The organism is Paraburkholderia sp. 22099 (genome assembly GCF_052045835.1).
Lineage (GTDB): Bacteria > Pseudomonadota > Gammaproteobacteria > Burkholderiales > Burkholderiaceae > Paraburkholderia > Paraburkholderia terricola.
Genome location: NZ_JBQEPU010000004.1, coordinates 241,799 through 261,482 on the forward strand (window position 1 = coordinate 241,799; position 19,684 = coordinate 261,482).

16 protein-coding genes and 1 pseudogene are annotated in these 19,684 nt (G+C 64.6%); 10 read left to right on the plus strand and 7 right to left on the minus strand.

The genetic code is table 11. The annotated features are described in order from the left end of the window. Window positions 1–10: 10 nt before the first annotated feature. Window positions 11–814: a 4-hydroxy-2-oxoheptanedioate aldolase gene (gene hpaI / locus ACTJLC_RS06415; protein WP_083082926.1), complete on the plus strand. Its 804-nt coding sequence runs from the start codon at window positions 11–13 to the stop codon at window positions 812–814. A 127-nt stretch (window positions 815–941) separates the two neighbouring features. On the opposite strand, the gene ACTJLC_RS06420 is transcribed toward hpaI, so the two are convergent. The 4 genes from ACTJLC_RS06420 to ACTJLC_RS06435 form a co-directional block, all read right to left on the minus strand. Continuing rightward, the gene (locus ACTJLC_RS06420; RefSeq protein ID WP_374709832.1) at window positions 942–2,129 is read right to left on the minus strand and encodes a porin; all 1,188 of its coding nucleotides are present in this window, start codon (window positions 2,127–2,129) and stop codon (window positions 942–944) included. A 59-nt stretch (window positions 2,130–2,188) separates the two neighbouring features. Further along, window positions 2,189–4,612: a TIM-barrel domain-containing protein gene (locus ACTJLC_RS06425; protein ID WP_440843318.1), complete on the minus strand. Its 2,424-nt coding sequence runs from the start codon at window positions 4,610–4,612 to the stop codon at window positions 2,189–2,191. A 19-nt stretch (window positions 4,613–4,631) separates the two neighbouring features. Next, window positions 4,632–5,927, minus strand: a complete 1,296-nt coding sequence (locus ACTJLC_RS06430; protein WP_244745396.1) for an MFS transporter — start codon at window positions 5,925–5,927, stop codon at window positions 4,632–4,634. Between the two features lie 362 nt (window positions 5,928–6,289). Then, entirely contained in the window at window positions 6,290–8,620 is a 2,331-nt protein-coding gene (locus tag ACTJLC_RS06435; protein WP_440843319.1) for a diguanylate cyclase, read from the minus strand. Window positions 8,621–8,675: 55 nt separating this feature from the next. Here ACTJLC_RS06435 and ACTJLC_RS06440 point away from each other — a divergent pair, with 55 nt between their 5' ends. From ACTJLC_RS06440 to ACTJLC_RS06455, 4 genes are all read left to right on the plus strand, one after another. Continuing rightward, window positions 8,676–8,831, plus strand: coding sequence for a hypothetical protein (locus ACTJLC_RS06440; RefSeq protein ID WP_310315608.1), 156 nt, complete (start codon window positions 8,676–8,678; stop codon window positions 8,829–8,831). 329 nt (window positions 8,832–9,160) lie between these two features. Then, the gene (locus ACTJLC_RS06445; protein ID WP_310315610.1) at window positions 9,161–9,901 is read left to right on the plus strand and encodes a hypothetical protein; all 741 of its coding nucleotides are present in this window, start codon (window positions 9,161–9,163) and stop codon (window positions 9,899–9,901) included. 519 nt (window positions 9,902–10,420) lie between these two features. Continuing rightward, window positions 10,421–13,066 carry a hybrid sensor histidine kinase/response regulator gene (locus tag ACTJLC_RS06450; protein ID WP_310128185.1) on the plus strand — a complete coding sequence of 882 codons (2,646 nt, stop codon included), beginning with the start codon at window positions 10,421–10,423 and terminating at the stop codon, window positions 13,064–13,066. A gap of 245 nt (window positions 13,067–13,311) precedes the next feature. Next, a complete protein-coding gene (locus ACTJLC_RS06455) occupies window positions 13,312–13,575 on the plus strand; it encodes a hypothetical protein (protein WP_073427368.1) in 264 nt (87 codons plus the stop codon). Between the two features lie 47 nt (window positions 13,576–13,622). On the opposite strand, the pseudogene ACTJLC_RS06460 reads toward ACTJLC_RS06455, so the two are convergent. After that, window positions 13,623–13,816 (minus strand): annotated as a pseudogene (locus tag ACTJLC_RS06460) (sensor histidine kinase); the annotation flags it as partial. Between the two features lie 494 nt (window positions 13,817–14,310). Here ACTJLC_RS06460 and ACTJLC_RS06465 point away from each other — a divergent pair. After that, window positions 14,311–14,544: a DUF2934 domain-containing protein gene (locus ACTJLC_RS06465; protein ID WP_073427367.1), complete on the plus strand. Its 234-nt coding sequence runs from the start codon at window positions 14,311–14,313 to the stop codon at window positions 14,542–14,544. A gap of 118 nt (window positions 14,545–14,662) precedes the next feature. Continuing rightward, window positions 14,663–14,911: a hypothetical protein gene (locus tag ACTJLC_RS06470; RefSeq protein ID WP_310117972.1), complete on the plus strand. Its 249-nt coding sequence runs from the start codon at window positions 14,663–14,665 to the stop codon at window positions 14,909–14,911. A gap of 146 nt (window positions 14,912–15,057) precedes the next feature. On the opposite strand, the gene ACTJLC_RS06475 is transcribed toward ACTJLC_RS06470, so the two are convergent. Both ACTJLC_RS06475 and ACTJLC_RS06480 read right to left on the minus strand, forming a co-directional pair. After that, entirely contained in the window at window positions 15,058–16,308 is a 1,251-nt protein-coding gene (locus tag ACTJLC_RS06475) for an arsenic transporter (protein WP_310315612.1), read from the minus strand. Window positions 16,309–16,397: 89 nt separating this feature from the next. Next, entirely contained in the window at window positions 16,398–17,414 is a 1,017-nt protein-coding gene (locus ACTJLC_RS06480) for a sensor domain-containing diguanylate cyclase (protein ID WP_440843320.1), read from the minus strand. Between the two features lie 303 nt (window positions 17,415–17,717). On the opposite strand from ACTJLC_RS06480, the gene ACTJLC_RS06485 reads away from it, so the two are divergent. The 3 genes from ACTJLC_RS06485 (at window position 17,718) to ACTJLC_RS06495 (ending at window position 19,569) form a co-directional block, all read left to right on the plus strand. Beyond that, window positions 17,718–18,272, plus strand: coding sequence for a cytochrome b (locus ACTJLC_RS06485; protein WP_440843321.1), 555 nt, complete (start codon window positions 17,718–17,720; stop codon window positions 18,270–18,272). 73 nt (window positions 18,273–18,345) lie between these two features. Next, on the plus strand, window positions 18,346–18,933 hold the full coding sequence (locus ACTJLC_RS06490) for a YceI family protein (RefSeq protein ID WP_374709833.1): 588 nt from the start codon (window positions 18,346–18,348) through the stop codon (window positions 18,931–18,933). A 57-nt stretch (window positions 18,934–18,990) separates the two neighbouring features. After that, the gene (locus tag ACTJLC_RS06495; RefSeq protein ID WP_073427361.1) at window positions 18,991–19,569 is read left to right on the plus strand and encodes a YceI family protein; all 579 of its coding nucleotides are present in this window, start codon (window positions 18,991–18,993) and stop codon (window positions 19,567–19,569) included. Window positions 19,570–19,684: the final 115 nt, after the last annotated feature.

Here is a 19,684-nt window from a genome sequence, read left to right on the forward strand (position 1 = left end):
GTTGGCCGACATGTCACTTCCGCACAACACCTTCAAACGCGCGTTGATCGAAGGCAAGCCGCAGTTCGGTTTATGGGCCGCGCTCGCCGACGCCTACGTCACCGAGTTGCTCGCCACCGCAGGTTTCGACTGGCTGCTGATCGACAACGAGCATGCGCCGAACGACATACGCAGCACGCTGGCGCAATTGCAGGCGGTCGCCGCGTATGCGTCGCATCCGGTGGTGCGTCCGGTGCGCAGCGACAGCGCGTTGATCAAACAGTTGCTCGACATCGGCGCGCAGACCTTGCTGCTGCCGATGATCGATACCGCCGACCAGGCAATCGATGCCGTCGCGGCGACACGCTATCCGCCGCAAGGAATTCGCGGCGTAGGCAGTGCGTTGGCGCGCGCATCGCGTTGGAACCGGATACCGGATTATCTGAACACGGCGGCACGGGAATTGTGCGTGCTGGTGCAGGTGGAAACGCTGCAAGGCATGGAAAATCTGCCGGCAATCGCGGGCGTGGAAGGGGTCGACGGCGTGTTTTTCGGTCCAGCGGATTTGAGCGCGTCGATGGGCTTGCTCGGCAAGCCGGGCGACGCGCGCGTGCGCGAAGCGATTTGCAACGGCATCGAGACGGTACGCAGCGCGGGCAAGGCGGCAGGCGTATTGGCGCCCGATTCGGCGATTGCCGCTGAGTATCTCGCGGCGGGCGCCACGTTCGTGGCGGTCGGCACGGATACCGGCTTGCTGAGCCGCGCGGCGGCGGACCTGGCCGCGTCGTATAAGCAAACCGCGGAAGCGGCGATGCCGGCGAGAGGCGGGTATTGATCGAACCCGCAAACCGGAAACAGCGAACCGTACACCGCGCTAAACAGGCGGCACGCACTCCGCGCCGCCCTTCATGCATACCGTCGCCGTTCAGCGAAAGCCCCGCCTCCAGTAACGGCAAGAACGGCTAGAACGCGTGCCGCAACCCCACCATGCCGACGAACTGCGACGGCCCCGACGAAGGCGTGGCGTTCTGCGAATCGCCGACCACGGCCACCGCGTCCACGATGCTGGTTCCGGTGGAGCCCGCCGCGATCAACGACTTGCCGCGCGCCAGTTGATACGCCTGGATTGCATAAAGCGTGGTGCGGGTTGTCAGGTTGTAGGTCTGTTCGAGCGAAATCTGGTGATAGCGCGCCGGATCGCTCACGCCGTTCGCCTTGCTCGCGCGCGTATAGCTATAGCCCGCGCCGACGGTCACCGCCGGCGAGAAGCGATACGTCGAAATCAAACCATACGTGTTGAACACCGCCTCGCTCGCGAACAGCGATCGGGAGCCCGGCGCATATTGCACATTCGAGTAGTTCACGCCGACCATCAGGTCGTCGTGCGTATAGCGGGCCGCGGCCGCGAGGAGTTGCGCGCTGTGCGCAGTCGCGTAGCCGCTGTTGACCGGCGAATTGATCGCGAAGCTGCCCAACGATTGGCTCGTCGCGATGTCGCGCAGCTTGAGGTAGCCCACGGCGACGGCGAACGGCTTGTAGTCGTAGCGGAACGCCGCGCTGAAATTGCTGCCGCTCGCGACGCTGCCGGGCACGCCGCCCAGGCCGTATTGCGCGCTGAATGCGAGGCCCGCGATAGTGGGCGACGTGTAGGTGACCGAGTTGTTGAAGCGCAGCGTGGTATCGAGCGCATCGAGGTCGCCTGGGTGCGCGCCGGTCGCGCCGGTCAGCACGCCCGTCGGTCCTAGCGCGCCGACCATCTGGAAGTACGGCGTGTACTGGCGGCCGAGCGTCAGCGTGCCGTACCGGTCGTTGCTCAAGCCGGCGTAAGCGTGCCGGTTGAAGATGAGACCCGCGCTGCTTTGCGCGCCAGTGAGCGAATTGAAGCCGCTTTCCAGCCGGAAAATCGCCTTGGTGCCGCCGCCGATATCTTCCGCGCCGAGCAGGCCGAACTTGCTCGCCTGCAGATTGCCCTGGCTCATATAAAAGTTCGAATGGCCGCGCTGGTTGCTCACGTAGGCGAACGCGTTATCGACAACGCCGTACAACGTCACGCTGCTTTGCGCCGCCGCCTGGGTCGATAGCGCCATGCTCGCGAACGGCACGCATGACAGGGTGAAAACACGGGCGCCGATGCGCTTCATCTGGTTCATTGCTGGTGAGTCTCCGTATGTATGTGTCTGTTCAAGCAAGGCCGTTGATGCCTGCGCTCTCAACCGTGCAGTCGCACCGTCAGATGACGCCAACCGCCTGCCGTCTCGTCGGCGATGAGTTCGGCACTCGTGCAGGTAGCCGCGCGCGTCTCGCTTGCGGGCACCAGCACCTGAACCTCCGTTTGCGCGCGCGGCATGTGGCCTTCGCGCGCTATCGAGACGCGCAGCGCGTCGGTGTCGCTATCGATCGTGACGCGCCAACGCCCTTGCTCGCCGTTGCGCCACGCCTCGCTCTCGCCGTCGTCTTCCACGCAGGCGCCGTATGCCGTTCCGACGCTCGCGAACGGCAAGGCAATGAACGCACGCGTATCGGCCGGGCGCCCGAAGTGCTGCTCCGCGACATTCATCGGAATCACGCCGCCCTCGCGCAGGAGCATCACCGGCTGCTCGAACGGCGCGGGCAAGCTAACCGACTGGCCGCCTTCGAACACCTCGCCGCTCCAGTACGACGCCCAGCGCGCGCCGGCCGGCAGATACACGTCGCGCGTACTCTGCCCCGCTTCCACCACGGGCGCGACGAGCAGCGAAGCGCCGAGCATCATGTCGTCGCCGTCGACGTAGCAGCGCGGATCGTGCGGAAACTCCGCGAACATCGGACGCAGCACCGGCTCGTATGCCGCATGCGATTGCCACAGCAGTTCGTACAGGTAGGGAATCAGCCGGTAGCGCAGCTTGATCAGCGCGGCGATTCGCGGCGTGAGTTCGGGATGCATCCACGGTTCGTTGACGGTGCCGTCGTCGTTCCACGAATGAATGCTGAAGCGCGGCAGGAAGATGCCGAACGCGACCCAGCGTGCGAACAGTTCCGGCTCCGGCGCGGGGCCGGAAAAACCGCCGATGTCATGCCCGCTATTCGACACGCCCGACATCGCGAGACCGAGGCCCATCTTCAGGTTGTAGCGCAGCGTTTCCCACGACGTGTAGTTGTCGCCCGACCACGTCTGCACATAGCGATGCATGCCGACGCCGCCCGCGCGCGAAACGAGAAACGGCCGGCGCCCGGGCGCATATTCGCGTTGGGCGTCGCGTGACGCCCGCATCATCAGTTGCGTTTGCAAAACCTTTGCCTGCCACGCCGGAAACGGTTCGCCGAAACCCTGCGCAATCGCGTCAGGCGTCCAGATTTCGAACTCGTTGTTGTCGTTCCACGTGGCGGCCACGCCGTGACGCAACAGGCTGTCCGTCACGCGCGCCTTCCACCAGTCGAGCGTGGCCGGATTCGTGAAGTCCAGATAGGCGCCGACTTCGTCCCAGAACTGCACCCACGCCGGCTCGCCGTCGCGCGACTCGATCAGCAGACCGGCGCGCGCCGCCTCCTCGAACGCGGGATGATCTTGCAGCAAGCAAGGCTTGATGTTCGCGCACAGGCGCACGCCTTCGTCGAGATAGCTTCGGACGAAGCCGTCGATGTCGGGAAACTTCTCGCGGTTCCAGTTGAACACATAACGCTTCGCGCCAATCGACGTATAGCCCGACGACAGATGAAACGAATCGCACAGCACGTCGTGCGCCTTGCATTGGTCGATGAATTCGGCCATGCGGTGCTGCGCATCGGGCGCGTCGGTGTAGCTCATCGTCGAACCGGAATAGCCGAGGCCCCATTTGGGCATCCATGCCGGGCGGCCGGTGAGCCACGTAAAGCGGCGCACCGCATGCAACGGCGTGCCCGCCGACGCGATGAAGTAGTAATCCAGGTCGCCGTGTTCCGCGACGAAATGCCGGTAGTGCCCGTGATAGTTATCGAGCTCGCGGCCCATGTCGAAACGGCAATCGGCCAGCGTGTCGTAGAACAGGCCGAAGCCGGTCGCCGTTTCCGGCTGCCACGTCACGTAAAAGGGAATGTGCTTGTACAGGGGGTCGGTGCCGCGCGCGCTATAACCCATCGCGTCAATGTTGCGCATCTCGTAGCGCTGCCCCGCGCGATCGAGCGAGCCGGCCCGTTCGCCGAGGCCCACGTACATCTCGCCGCGCTGCCGTTCGACGTAGTGATACACGCGCGAATCCCACCAGCCGAAGTTGTACGCCTGGGTCTTGCGATCGCTCATGACGTGGCGCCATGCGCCGTCTTGCCCGCCTTCCCGGATCGCCCACGAACAGAAGCCGCCGTCGCGCGCCACCGTCAAGCGGATGCAAGCGGTCTCGATCACGACACTGCGCCCGTCGTCGGACACGCTGTGCGGCGTGGCGGCGAAGCCGCTCAGGTCGCGCCGCTCGCGCCCTTCGAGCGGCACGTCCTCCATGCCGGGCGCGATCGCCCACGAGCGCGGGCCATGCAGTTCGCCATCGGGTAATACGAGCACGCGGATGATATCGTCGGCGAGCACGAACAGCTCGATCCGGCAGTTGTGCGCCGCCGTCAGAACGATCGTGTTGCCGGTGCGAGCGGATAGCGAGAAATGCGGACGATTTTTCAACGAAGCCATGATGTGTCTTTATCCAAGGTCAGGCGGACGCGCTCGCGCTTTGATCGGTGGGATGCGGCTGCGCGTCGCGCGACACGCCTCGCATCAGGATGATGAGCAAGGTCGCGCCGATCAGGTCGAACGCGCCGAGGGCGGCGAACAGCGGCGTATAGCCGATCGAGCCGGCGAGCTGGCCGACCAGCAGCGAAAAGCCGAGGCCGCCGATCCACGCCGCCATGCCGGCGAAGCCGCTCGCCGTGCCGACCTCGCCGGGTTCGAACACGTCGGCGGCAAGCGTGTTGACGAGCGCCGAGATCATCTGGTGCGCGAAGCCGCCGACGCAGAACAGCGCGATCGCCTCATACGGCGACGCCACGAGTCCGATGCAGGCCGGCCCGAGCATCATGAACGCGCCGAGCACCACGCCGGCGATGCGCGAGGCGATCATCGGCATGCGGAACCGTTTCATCAGGAACGGTGAGAGATAGCCGCCGAACAGGCCGCCCAGGTCGGCGGCGAGAAACGGCAGCCACGCGAACATGGCGATGTGCTTCAGATCCATGTGACGCTCGGTGGCGAGATAAAGCGGAATCCAGAAACTGAAGGTCTGCCATGCCGGCTCGGCGAAGAAACGCGCCTGCGCGATGGCCCAGAAACGCCGCGTGCCGAGCACCTTGCGCACGCGATGCCCGCCCTCGCCCGACAACGCAACCGGCGACTGGCCGTCGAGAATCTTGTCGCGTTCTTTCGGCGAAATACGCGGATGGTCGGCCGGCGAGCGATACAGCGCGAACCAGACCGCCGCCCACACGAAACCCAACGCACCCGTCACGGCGAAAGCGCTTTGCCAGCCGTAGCGCAACGAGAGAAACACGACGAGCGGCGGTGCGAACAACGAACCCAGCGACGTGCCCGCATTGAAGTAGCCGACCGCCACCGAGCGCTCGCGATTCGGAAACCACTCGGCCACCACTTTCATGCCCGCGGGAATGGCGACCGCTTCCGACAGTCCCATCAGGCCGCGCAGCGCCGCCAGCGACACCCAGCCGGTCGCGAAGCCATGCAGACAGCCGACCAGCGACCACAGACACGCGAACAGCGCGAAGCCGAGCCGCAGACCGATCAGGTCGATGATCAAACCGCACACCGGCTGCATGATCGTGTAGCCGACCTGGAACGCGCCGACGACATACGAGTACTGTTTCGTGTCCATGTGCAGCAGCGTCATCAACTGCGGCGCCATCACGCCGAGCGCGTTGCGCGACAGGTAGTTGACGATCGTGCCGAGGCAAACCAGCGCGATGATCCACCAGCGTAGACCGACGATTTTTCGCAAGATGCTCCTCCATTTGTCTCGGTGCCAAGCAGCGCGCAGCGCGCCGGCAGTGATGTCCTTGTTCGCAAACGAACAATTTTTGTCCTTTTATGGTCGGACATCATATCAATTTGTTCGATCGTTGATACTCGGGTAAACCATGTTTTTCGAACGAAACATGCGGCTTTCAGCGCGTAATGCCGCATGAGAGCGGGCATTCTGCCTATGTCATCTGACGACTTACGTTAATGTCAGACGCACGCGCATGTTCATTCGAACAAAGACGTGATCATTGACGAGCGTGGTGGAGGGAACAGCAGAAAAACGGGAGGAAGTCGGGACGCGGCGCTTGAAGCAGCCGGTAGAACGAAGCAGCGGACGGCTCAGTCGCTGGCGGGCCAGGGCAAGCCGAGCGCCGACCAATCCAGCTCCACCCCAATGACGGAGCGCCCGGCGGCGAACTGCACCGCCAGCGTCACCGCGATACACGGCCTGCCGCTCGCGAGGGAAAGATACGGGTTGCTCGCCACGGCAACGCCAGGCAACAGAACCGCATTCCGAAAGTAAGGCCGATGATCCCACCGGGCATCGCGAGGATTGGCCACCGGATGCAGCGAAGCGACCTCGCTACGCCACGCCGGCCCCGGCAGTTCGCGCCCGATCTGCCGGCCGGCATCGTCGAGAATGAAACAGCTCACGCAACGCTCGAACGTGGCGAGCGACGCAAACGCCTCCTCCATCGCGACGCCGCGCAGCAACGCGTCGGCGGCGAGGCGCAACGCGGACCGGTAAGGCTCGACCTCCGACTCGAACAACGCATGCTGATGCGCCCGCCCCTGCGCGATCACGTTGAACGCGTCATCGATGCGCCGGCGCACCGACTCCGGCGGCGCGATCTCCGCGGCCGGCCGGCCGAGCAGGTAGCCTTGCGCGAAATCGACGTTCGACTCCACCGCGAGAATCAGTTCCTCCGTGGTCTCCACGCCCTCGACCACCACCAGCATCCCGGCATGATGCAGCAGCGACACGAGCTTCGGCAGGATCGGCTGCTCGATGCCGTGCCCCGTCGCGCGAATCAGTTCGCCGTCGAGCTTGACGAGGTCCGGCCGGATACGGAACAGACGGTCGAGATTCGATTGACCCGCGCCGAAATCGTCGACGGCGATCAGGAAGCCGTGCGCACGATACAAGGCCGCCGCCCGCGACATATCGTCGACGCTGCCGCCGTGCGACTCGAGAATCTCGAGAATCACCCGTTCCGGTTCCAGGCCGACCGCGCACACCATTGCCGCGAGCTTGTCGGCGTAGCCATCCGCGACGAACGTGGCCGGCAGGATGTTGAGGAAGAGCCACGCCTCGGCGGGCAATCGGGTGCGCGCGTGGGCGAGATGCACCGCGTGACTCGCCCGGTCGAGCGCGCCTTCGTCGCTGGACGGTCTCGGTGCGAACAGCACCATCGGCGGGACCAGCGTGCCGTCGTCCTGCTCGCCGCGCAGCAACGCCTCGAAGCCCACCTGCTTCTGATGCGACAAGCTATAGAGCGGCTGAAAATGCGAGGCGAGATAGTAATCCTCCCACCGGTAGCGCGCCGCCGCGGCGCCTTGCGCGGATGCCTCGCCGGCAAGCAATTGCAACGGCTCGAACGGCGGCGCGCGTTCGGCGCACACGCGGTTTCTGCCGGAGTGCTTGGCGCGCAGCAAGGCTTCGTCGGCGCGATCGAGCAGCGCCATGATGGTCTCGCCGCCGCGATGTTCGGCCACGCCGAAGCTCGCGGTCAGATAGCCGTCCGGCCGCTCGATCGCGGCAATCGCGCCGCGCAGCCGCTCGGCCGTCTGGAGCGCGCCCGCGAGACCGTCCTGCAGCAGCACCGCGAACTCCTCGCCGCCGACCCGGCTCACGCTGTCTTCCGCGGCGGTTTCTTCCATCAGCGCCTGAGCGACCTGGTACAGCACCCGGTCGCCGGCCGCATGGCCGAAACGGTCATTCAGCGATTTGAAGTTGTCGATGTCCAGAAAGATCGCGCTAACCCGCGCGCCCGGCTGCGAATTGTCGAGGCGACGCTCGGCCTGCTTGACGAACGAGCGGCGGTTTTGCAAACCGGTGAGCGGATCGGTCGCGGCGAGCTGCGCGAGCTGGCTCTCGAGCAAAAAGTGATTGCGCCGGAACCGGTAAAAGCCGAAGTGATACACGGCCGAAGTCGGCATGCCGATCGCCGCGATCCACATCCACGCGACCACGTCGAGGTCGTGCGTGCGCGACTCGCCGGACAGCAAGGCGAACGCGGCGGCATAGAACAGCGCGCTGCCGACGAAGTAATGCGTTGGCGTGAGCCACAAAGGCGCGGCGCAGATGGGTATCACCACCATCGCGGGCAGCGCCCATAACAGCGGCTGCTGGACCCCGACGATATTGAGCGCAATGCCCGCCGTCAGCACCAGTGAATACGCGACGCCGATGGTGCCGAACAACCACGTCGACTTCGCGCGCGGGATCGCCAGCACCAGCAGCGCGAGCACCGGCGCGCACGTCAGCCGGTAGGCCAGCGGCACGGCCGGACCGTCGACGAGGTCGCGCGCCGCCACGAAGCAAAGGAACGCGACAACCGTGAATGCCATCGTCACGGTCGAGAGCGGACGCTGGTGCTCCAGCGATCGCCGGTGAAAGCGTTCGCGCAAGCCTGAATCGGGCGGTTTCTGCGTTGAGGTAAAAGGCATATTGGTGAATATCAGGCGGGTCCAGGTCACTCTGCCACTGTATATCGGCAATCGTATGACCAATATTTATGCCTTCACGCAAAAAAAGAACCGGCAGGTTCCGGCAACGACTGGCGAGATTGTTAAAAACGCCGCTTTGTTCGAAGTAGTCGCATGCATGCGCGGGGCGATTCAACAATTCGGTCGCGAAAGTCTTTATGCCATCGAATGAAAAAATTCAAGCCCAATCCGGCCAATAATCTTCATAGCCCTCTACGCACCAATTCCATTCCATTGCTCGGTTTTTCTTTTTCCTTTGAAATGGATTCTCCATTCACTCTATAGACTATCTCAATAAAATCCCCTGTCGTGCGATAACCAAGCCAAACATAAGAGCATGACAATGAGTGAATTTCAATCTGAATTTTTTAATCGCACCGCACAATAAAAGATGCCATTCCATAGAACGTTTTTTATTACCGATACCCTCTTCCTGTCGTAAATAATTTGGAGTATTTTCGTTTCTTGTCTGCCAAGGACATCCAGTCAGGAGGTATTAAAATGATGAAGTCCCCCCTGCAAGTCACCAAGGTTTTTAGGGCCGTTCTTCCGTGCGGGAAGCAATTCGAGGAATACGTCAACGAAATCGGGCGTCCGCGCTTCGCAATCAGTTGCGCGGGAGACGATCCGGGGGAATCTCGAACCCAACCGGGCGAATGGCTTTTCTCCAACGACATCGAATGCCTGATGCGCGCCTTTCTCGGCTGGGATGAACGCGGTATGCGCATGGAGTTCGGCATGCCCGCCATGCACGAGTCGGAACGAAGCGCCAGTTGGTACGTCGTGGGATTGCCGGAACATTTCAATCGCGCGGCGGCCAATCTGAACAGCGACCTGCTCGGCGCGATGTGCAAGGCGATGGGCGCCGACGGAGCGCGCCGGGCCTTTCTCGAAGGCGTCTTCAACGACGCGCTCGCTTACGATTTCGTCTCCTTGCGCGCGAGCCGCTACGACAGCTTCATCGAGGAATGGAAAGCCGACGACGACAAGAACGCCCGGCCCGACCACTATCGGGCCGAGAAACACGTGGGCATCATCCTCAACGCGGGCGAGATCGACGTCGGCAGTCAGCCGCTGCAATACTGGGTCTATATCGGCCATACGAGCGGCGGGCTCAGCGCGCAACAACTCAGGGGCGCGGGGCTGAACTACGATGTGCTGCTCGGTCAGGCGTGCGTGATCAATGGGCTCGGAGAAGTGGAGCAGATCGGCCAGATCAGGATTCCGCGCCTCGTGCATTGAATCGGCGGCGCTGGCTCACACCATGCGATCACGTGATGCCGCTTTCCGGCATGCTGCCTTGACGGTAGCGGCATCACGTGGCGCGTATAACGCGGCGAGTCGCATCTGCAAGCCGCCGTTCACGATCCTCGCCGCAATGCCTTTCGCCATCGAGTCCACCACCGGCAGTTGAAACGCGGCGCGTTGATCGAAGCATTCACGGTGTCCATCGAAGTGATGAACGGCGACGTGCAATTGAAGATGCCGTCAGCGAGTCCACGAACTCCACGAAAGCGCCGCTAAAACTCGCGACAACGTTCTTCGCACGCTCCATCGATTCAATCCTCGACTCAACCCCCGGCGCACAGGCCGTGCGCGTCACGAGCCGGGCGTTGTGGCCTACAATTGACGCTGCCGGCAGCGTCGCGCCGGCCCGCTGCCCACGGCGGAAGATTCGCCCCGCTTCCGCTGGGAAGTCGAGCGCATGATGCGCAGCGGTGGAGCGGGCCTCTCATCGACGTGACCTCTGTGGAGCGCAGCATGCCCTTTCCGGCACAAGACCACGGTTGCCCCGGCTGGCGAGGGGAGATGGCGCAGCGCATCAGCGCATTCGACTGGGCCGCCACCGGCCTCGGCGCGATCGAACACTGGCCGCGCAGTCTGACCGCCACCGTTCAACTGCTGCTCGCCTCGCCCGTTCCGCTCGTCCTGCTGTGGGGCAAGCCGGGCTACATGATCTACAACGACGCCTACGCGGTCTTCGCGGGCGGGCGGCATCCCTATCTGCTCGGCTGTCCGGTCGAAATCGGCTGGCCCGAGGTCGCCGAGTTCAATCGTCATGTCATGAGCACCTGTCTCGCGGGCGGCACGCTGTCGTATCGCGACAAGGAACTCGTGCTGCTGCGCGACGGCAACCCCGAAGACGTCTGGATGGACCTCTACTACAGCCCGGTCGCCGACGACAGCGGCGCGCCGGCCGGCGTGCTGGCGGTGGTGGTCGAAACCACCGCGCGGGTGCTCACCGAACGCTGGCGGCAACGCGCCGAGGCCGAACTGCACGAGACCAACGAGCGGCTGCAACTCGCGCTCAACACCGGCGCGGTGCTCGGCACCTGGGTGCTCGACGTGCGCACGGGCAAAGTCACCGGCGACGAACGTTTCGCGCGCACCTTTTCGTTTTCCGTCGAGGAAGCCGTGCAGGGCGTCGAACGCGGGTCCGCCACGCAGGTGATCCATCCGGACGACCAGCCGCTCAACGATCGCCTCACCATCGAGGCGATCCGCACGGGCGAGCCGTTTCGCGCCGAGTACCGGATTCGCCGGCCCGATGGCGAGTACATGTGGGTGCAGGCGAACGGCCAGTGCCAGTTCGACGAGCACGGCCAACCCACGCGTTTTCCCGGCGTGCTGATCGACGTTCACGAGCGCAAGATCGCCGAACAGTCGCTGCGTCAATTGACGGAAACGCTCGAACAGCGCGTCGCCGATGAAGTCGCGGCGCGCGCGCTGGCCGAGGACCAGTTGCGCCAGGCGCAGAAGATGGAAGCGATCGGCAGCCTCACGGGCGGCGTCGCGCACGACTTCAACAACGTGCTGCAAGTGATCAACGGCAATCTGCAGATGCTCGCCGCCGATGCCGGCGACAATCCGGCCACGCAGCGCCGCTTGTCCGCCGCGACCGAAGCGGTGAAACGCGGAGCGAAACTGGCCGCGCATCTGCTCGCCTTCGCGCGTCGCCAGCCGCTCTCGCCTACCGTGCTGAACCCGCGCCGGCTGCTCGCCGGCATGAGCGAAATGCTGCACCGCGCGCTCGGCGAGACCGTCAAGATCGAAACGGTATTGAGCGACGATCTGTGGCACGTGCAGGCCGACCGCAATCAACTGGAGAATGCGCTGCTGAATCTCGCGATCAACGCGCGCGACGCGATGCAGGCGGACGGCACGCTCACCGTGCGCGCCGCGAATCGCGTGCTGGACCCCGCGTTTTGCCGCGACAAGCCGGATCTCTCGCCGGGCGAATACGTGGTGTTTTCGGTAACCGATACAGGCGCCGGCATGTCGCCCGACGTGCTGCAACGCGTGTTCGAACCGTTCTTCACGACCAAGCCCGACGGCCACGGCACCGGCCTCGGCCTGAGCATGGTGTTCGGCTTCGTCAGACAAAGCGGCGGGCACACGGTGATCGAAAGCGAGGTGGGAAGCGGCACCACCGTCTCGCTGTTTTTCCCGCGCTGCCGCGAGCCCGAAACAGTCGAAACGGTCGATCAAACGACGGCGCCGGCCGGCGGCGGCGAAACGATTCTGGTGGTCGAGGACGATGCCGACGTGCGTCTCACCGCCGTCGAAATGCTCGCGCAACTCGGCTATAAAGTGCTGACCGCGTCGAGCGGCGACGCGGCGATCGAGTTCATCGAGAGCGACGTGCCGATCGATCTGCTGTTCACCGACGTGGTCATGCCGGGCATCGTGAAAAGCGTGGAACTGGCGCAGCGCGCCGCCGCGCGCAAGCCGCCGGTGCCGACGCTGTTCACCTCCGGCTACACGCGCGACGAAATCGTTCATCACGGCAAGCTCGACGCCGGCATCACGCTGCTGTCCAAACCCTACCGGCGCGACGACCTCGCCCGCAAGGTGCGCCACGTGTTGCGCGCGGGCGTGGCCGGCGCGGCCGCCGCGGCCAGCGTCGCGGATGGTCAGATCGCCGCCTGCGTGCCGCCCGCCGTGTACGGCTGCGGCAAGCAACCCAAGGTGGACACGCATCGGCGTGCGGTCGCGCCGGCTGGCGCGTCGACGCGCGCTGCCCGTTCCACGAGGCACACGGCTCGCGTGCTGCTGGTGGAGGACGACGCGGACTCGCGCGACGCGCTTCGCGAGCTTCTTGCCGCGCTCGGTCTCCACTGCACCGCCGTCGCGAGCGCGGAAGAAGCGCTGACCCTTCTGCCCACGCAACGCTACGAGGTGCTGTTCACCGATCTCACGCTGCCCGGCATGTCCGGCGACAACCTCGCGCGTGCCGTGCTGCGCGAGCAGCCGGAGATTCGCGTGCTGCTGGTGTCGGGGTATGGCGACAGCGCGGAGATCGGCGACACGATCCCCGGCGCGCGTCTGCTCGGCAAACCGGTCGACATCATGCAGTTGCGGCGCGAACTCGCGGAGTGGCTCGATCATACGGCGGCGGCGTCCTAGCGGTCTTGCCGATGTCGCCGCGAGGTCGTCTCGATGTCGTCTCGAGCGCGCGCGGCGCGGTATAAAGTGTTAGAAGCCGGCGCGCCCTGGTATGATGCCGGTCGCGCGCCGGGACCGCCGTTCGTTCCGGCGTTGCGCTCTTGCCATTGCTGATCGCCGTCGCTTTTGGCGTCGCTTTCGCCATTGCTTATCGCCACCGCTTTCGCCGGACTTGCGGCCGTATCTTCCCTGTCACGAGAACCATCATGCCCGCCCAACACGACGACGCCCCCACTGCCAGCACCACGGGCAAGGCAAAGCGCAAGTCCCTCTCCATCGTGGCGCGCAATCTGCTGATGGTTGTCGTCGGCGTGCTGGTCTTCGCGGTCGTGGCGGGTGTCGTGCTCTATGGTCCGATCACCTACGGCGACCCGATCCCGAACTTCGGCATCATCCTCATGCTGACCGTGCCGGTGATCGCGGGCGTGGCTTTCCGCGTGGGCCTGGATGCGTGGCTGGACCGAAGCTGAGCGGCACGGCCAACGCGTAACCGGCGCCGCTTTCTCAAGCGGCCTTGGCCGGATAGCCGCGGCAACGCCACCCACACTTCCAGCCCTCCGCCCGCGCGCGGATGAAACGGCAGCCGCCGCCATGCAGCCGCGCGATCCGCTCGACGATCGCCAGCCCCTGCCCCGTGCCGCCGCCATGCGCGCGAGCATTGCGCCCGCGCTGAAACGGCGCCTTCAGTTGCTCCGGTTCCTCTGCCGAAAGAACCACGCTGGCGAGCAACTTTTTCATGACTGACTCCCTGGATCGAGCCGTCGAGCGTCGCCTGCTTGTCCCGCGATCCGTTCGATGACAGGCCGGGTTCTTGGATGCGCTGCCCGAAGGCCATTCCGGAATCGTGTCGCCTATGTCATGGCGCGCTGGGCGCTCTGCGGTCCCGGCGTGACGGATGCGACAGAAGCCGTTGCAGCAGCATAGAGCAAGCCGCCGGGCAACACGCCCGGTGGACTTCCCTTGTGCTGACGAATGCCGCGACGCGCCAGTGGCGGGGCGCAACGGGTCAAGGCCCAATCTCGGGGAAATCGCGGATCAACAAGGCACGTCAACCCGCGCGCGACCCGCGAACCGCGGAACGCTCCTTGCTGAATCCTCATATCGGCGGGCATGTCCACGGGTCGACCACGTCGGATATGCGCGCCCGACCGCGGGCTTACGCGCCCGCACCCAGCAATCCAGCCAGCACCAAGGGAGCCGAAACGATGGACCAGGACCTCGAAGCACGAATCCGCACGCGGGCCTACGAGTTGTGGGAACAGGATGCGTCGCCCGAAGGCAAGGCGGACGAATACTGGGAGAAAGCGCTGCGTCAACTGGAAGCCGAGGGACAGCTCGGCGAGAGTGCGCCGCCGCCCGTGGATCAGTCGGCCAAGCGGCGCACCGCCGATCCGCTGCCAGAGGATGCCCAGGAGGGCGGCCAGCGGGCGCGCTCGTAAGCGAGCCTGTCGATGGCCGCGCCTTCACCGTGACGGACAAGCGCGCGCAGCGGCGGCGTCGGCACGACGACGCACCGCTTGCCGCATTGCCCAGCCACCTCTTCTTCCGGAACGCCAGATGAGCTATCAGAACGTCGACCAGGAGATCGCCCATCTCGAACACGTATTTGGGCTTATTTCCGCGCAGGACCGCATTCCGCTGTCTTACTGGCGCAATCGCCTGCGCATGTTTGACCAGTCGTCGCTGATGCCCACGCAACGCGCCCGCGTTGCACGGCTAGAGGCGACGCTGCGCGCGATCGAGAAGTCGGCGGCGCAAACCGCCCGCGCCGAGCCCGTGTTGCGTACGGCGGGCACGCGCTCATGACGCATGGCGCCGCCCTCGCGCAACGCGTGGGCGGCGATCGCTGAATCGCTGAATCGCGGAATCGCTGAATCGCTGAATCGCTGAAACGCGGAATCGCCGGGCTGCCGGGCGCTCACCCATGAACCGCCGCGCGCCCCGCCAGCCGCTCAACCCATCAGGATGCGCGCGGCCAGCGCCAGCACGAGAGCCGGCGCCATCACCACTGCGCCCACTTTCAGAAACTTCATGAAGCTCACGTCCTCGCCTTCGCGGCGGATCGCGTTGAGCCAGAGGATCGTCGCGAGCGAGCCGGTGATCGACAGGTTCGGACCGAGATCGACGCCGATCAGCAGCGCGTCGATCACGCGCTCGGGACTGTGCGCCTGCATCACCGTCGAACTGGCGATCAGGCCCGCCGGCAGGTTGTTCATCAGATTGCTGCCGAACGCGATCGCGGCGCCGGCCCAACCCGCTGTCGTCAGCTCGTTATGCAGCGCACCCTGCTGCGTGAGCGCGGCCAGCATCGCGATGACGCCGGTGTGATCGAGCATCTCGACCAGCACGAACAAGGCCGCGACGAGCGGCAGCACGCTCCACGAGATTTCGCGGATCATCGGCAGCGGCGACTTGCGCTCCTGAATCAGCACGACCAGCGCCGTCAGCGCGCCGAGGATCGCGGTGGGCAAGCCGAGCGGCACGTCGAACGCGGAGACCGTCAGCAGCACGGCGGCCGTCACCGCGATGCCCGCCAGCGCGACACGCCCGCTCGACGACAATTCGAGCGGTTCGAGATTCGTCTCGCAGATGCCGGCGAGCGCCTTGCGCTGAGTCCAGCGCAACAGCGCGTAAGTCGCGGCGATCGACAACAGCGAGGGCAGCGTGAAGCGCATCAGCCAGGCGCCGAGCGCGGGCGTGTGATTGCCGTACAGCACGATGTTGGCCGGATTCGAGATCGGCAGCACGAAGCTGGCCGCGTTGGCGATGAACGCGCAGACGAACAGCAAGGGCAGCGGATCCGTCTTCGCCTTTTTCGCGGCGGCGAACACGGCGGGGGTGAGGACAACCGCCGTGGCGTCGTTCGAAAGGAAGGCGGTGATGACCACGCCGACCAGGTAGACCAGCAGGAACAGCTTACGCGGCGAGCCTTGCGCATGGTTGACCGCGAGCACGGCGACCCAGTCGAACAGCCCCTCGCGGCGGCCGACTTCCGACAGCAGCATCATGCCGAACAGGAACAGGTAGACGTCGGCGCCCTTGCCGACCGCCTCCATCGCCAGATGGGCGGGCAACAGCCCGAGCGACACCAGCAGCAGCGCGCCGGCGACGGCCCACACGGCTTCGGGCCATTTGAACGGCCGGGCGATGACGCCGGCCGTGGCGGCGGCGGCGATACCCCATGAGAGAAAAATAGCGGTCACGACACAGGTCCTGAATTCTTGTTGACTGGCGCGCGAGCGCGGCATGGCTGCGCGGCATGACCCGCGATCCGGGCCCCCTGGCTTCGCCGCTACCCGGCCCGGTTCACCGCCGCGATGCAGTCGCGCCCGTTGTCCTTCGCGAGATACAACTGCGAATCCACCAGGTTGACGAAGGCAATCGGATCGGCCGCTTCAGACGGAATCATGGTGCCGACGCCGAAGCTCGCGGTGACGGTCTGCCGGAAGGGCGAGCGCTCGTGCGCGATGTCCGCGGCCGAGATCCGGTCGCGGCAGCGCTCGGCCACCTGCCGCGCGGCCTCGGCGCCGGTGTTCGGCAACACCAGCACGAACTCTTCCCCGCCGAAGCGGCCGACAAAATCCCCCGGCCGCACCGCCGCGCTCAACACCGCGGCGATCCGCTTCAGGCACGCGTCGCCTTGCACGTGTCCGTAATAGTCGTTGTAGGACTTGAAGAAATCGACGTCGACCATGACCAGCGACAGCGGCGCGCCATGATGCTTCGCCGCGCTCCATTCGCGGTGCAGGACGGCGTCGAACTGGCGGCGGTTGCCCACGCCGGTCAGACCGTCCTGGAACGACAGCGCTTCCAGCTCCCGTTGCAACTCGGCGAGTTTCTCCTCGGTCTTCTTGCGCTCGCTGATGTCGAACATGAAGCCGACCAGCGACTCGACCTCGCCGCGCGCGTCGCGCACCACGTGCACGACGTCGCGCAACCACACGTATTCGCCCTTGCTGGTCAGCGCGCGATAGTCCGCTTCGTGATCGGTGCCCGCCTTCGATTGCGCGACGCAGAAATTCACCACCTTGTCGCGATCGTCGGGATGCATGCGCGCGGCCCAGTCCTGCACGGTCTTCCAACTCGCGGGCGTCCAGCCCAGCAAGGCTTCGATCTGCGGACCGATATAGGCGAACTGCATCGTCGCCCAATCGATCTTCCACGGAATCGCCTTGGTCGATTCGAGCAAGGTCCGGTAGACCGCCGCATCGTGCTCCAGATAGCCTTCCACGGCAGCCGTGGCAGGCGCCGTGTCGTGCCGCAGAAAGGCCGGGCCTGGCGCGGCGCTGTTTTCGTCGGTGCTGTTCATGGCTTGAAAGTCCTCATGGGGGCTGTCGTGGTGCTTGTGCTTGTGCGGTGCCTGACGTGGCACGCCGGTGGCGCGCGGGTGGCACGCTGTTGGCACGCTGATGGCACGCTGATGTCATTTAGCCGGCAAATTAACACAGTGCCCGGTCGCCCCGCCGGTTCCGGGCCGCCGCACCCACTCGATTCATCCGTATTAGCGTCACGGCTACAACGATCTGTTCCCTTCCGCCCGCCTATTCAGTTTTCGTTGACATCCCTACTATCCGCATTCACTCGCGACCGTTACGACCATGAGCATCAACGAATGAAATCGCTTTCCTCCGATCCCGTCCGTTACAACGGACCCGCCGTTGCGTTGCACTGGCTGATCGCGGTATTGATCGTCTGCGGCTTTTATCTCGGCTGGATCATGACCGATATCCCCGGCTTCACGCCCACCAAGCTGAAGTACTTCTCCTGGCACAAGTGGATCGGCGTGACCGTCTTCATGCTCGCCGTCGCCCGCGTGCTGTGGCGCGCCACGCATCGCGCGCCGGCGCTCGACAGCGCCACGCCCGCCTGGCAGAAGGCCGCGGCCCATCTCGTGCACGGCGTGCTCTACCTGCTGATGCTGGCGATTCCGCTCTCCGGCTACCTCTACAGTTCCGCCGCCGGCATCCAGGTGGTGTACCTCGGCATCGTGCCGCTGCCCACCTTCATCGGCCCGGACCAGGCGCTCAAGGCAACGCTGCGCACGGTGCACGTGCTGCTCAATTACACGTTGCTCGCGCTCGTCGCCATGCATGTTCTCGCGGCGCTCAAGCATCAGTTCGTCGATCGCGACGGCTTGCTCGCCCGCATGATTCCGTTTATCAGGTAACAGGCGATTGGCCACAGCCTGTTGGCAATTTAATTCCCGACGGTGTGCAATCAACGCACGCGGGTTCGATAGGATGCGTACCACCATGAAAACCAACTTCTCTCGCCCATTCTTGCGCCCGGCAGTCGCGGTCATCGCCGGCCTTTCCCTTTTCGGCGCGAGCCTCGTGCATGCCGACGTCGACACCAGCAAAAGCAGCGTGATTGCAACGACGAAGCAGATGAACGTGCCGGTCGACGGCAAGTTCAGGAAGTTCTCCGCGCAACTGAATTTCGATCCGGCCAAGCCGACCGCCGGCAGCGCCAACGTGTCGATCGACACGGGCAGCTACGACCTCGGCGCCGACGACTACAACAAGCAGGCCCAAGGCAAGGAATGGTTCGACAGCGCCGCCTATCCGGCCGCGACCTTCGTTTCCAGCGCCATCGCGCCGGCCGGCGGCAATCAGTACAAGATCACCGGCAAGCTCACCATCAAGGGCAAGTCGCAAACCGTGGTGGTGCCCGTCACCATCGCGAGCCAGGGCGCCACGCAGACCTTCGACGGCGCGTTGCCGATCAGGCGCACGCAGTTCGACGTGGGCACCGGCGAATGGAAAGACACGTCGGTGGTCGCGGACGAAGTCGTCATCAAGTTTCACATCGTCGCCTCGAAGAAGTAATTCCAACCCGAATCAAACCCGAAGCATCGCCGTACTTCCCGAAACCTGGAGAACAACTTGAAGAAACAATTTTTGCTCGCCGCGGGCGCGCTCGCCGCAGCCATGTCGTTCAACGCAATGGCTATCGACACGTATCAGCTCGACCCGACGCACACCTACCCGAGCTTCGAAACCGATCACTTCGGCGGCGTGTCGACCTGGCGCGGCAAGTTCACGAAAAGCAGCGGCACCGTGGTGCTGGACCGCGCGGCGAAGACCGGCACGGTGAACGTGACGATCGACATGAGCTCGGCGGACATCGGCAACGACAAGCTCGACGCGGAACTGGCCACCGACAAATTCTTCGACGCGGCGAAGTATCCCACCGCCACCTACAAGGGCACGCAGGTCCGCTTCGACGGCGACAAGCCGGTGGAAGTGATCGGCACGCTGACGATGCACGGCATCACGAAGCCGGTGAATCTGAAAATCGAATCGTTCAAGTGCTTCGTGAACCCGATGCTCAAGCGTGAAGTGTGCGGCACGGAAGCGGCCGCGACGTTCAATCGCGACGATTTCGGCGTCGACTTCGGCAAGGCGTACGGCTTCAAGATGCAGACCGCGCTGCATATCCAGGCCGAAGGCATCAAGCAGTAAGTCAGTATGACTTCCGTGACGTACGGGCTGGCCTCGTGTGGGGAATAAACGCGGGTTAGCATCGCTGCCAGAGCCGCACGGTGTGGGCAGGCCACACCCGGCAACTTCCACCACG